The sequence below is a fragment of the Streptomyces sp. 8P21H-1 genome, from assembly GCF_013302945.1.
This window is the reverse complement of sequence record NZ_JABTYA010000094.1, coordinates 1-305: the sequence shown is the minus strand read 5'-3', so window position 1 is coordinate 305 and position 305 is coordinate 1. Positions and strand designations below refer to the sequence as shown.

Below are 305 nucleotides of genomic sequence, written 5' to 3'. Positions count from 1 at the left end.
CGAGGTCGGACACGGCGAGCAGCCGAAGACCGGGGAAGGTGGGGAGGTTCGCGAGGTACTGCTCGCTGATCTTCCCGACGCCGACGATGCCGACGGTCAGCGGGACGCCCACAGGAGACCCCTCTCGATGATGGTCCGGACGTTGGGGTCTTCGAGCACCTCGACGCGGTGCCCGGGTGTCGAGACGAAGATGCGCCCGGCGCCCCACCGGCGCGTCCAGATCGCCGGCGACGTGACGGAGCGATGCCACGGGTCCCACTCCCTGGCCGCCTGCGTGGTGGTCGCGAGGACGTCGTTGTAGTCGT

1 protein-coding gene is annotated in these 305 nt (G+C 69.8%); it reads right to left on the bottom strand.

All coding sequences use genetic code 11. The features are described from left to right. Positions 1-96 precede the first annotated feature (96 nt). A partial coding sequence (locus HO151_RS01900; protein WP_173894398.1) for a ThuA domain-containing protein occupies positions 97-305 on the bottom strand: 209 nt, incomplete at its 5' end.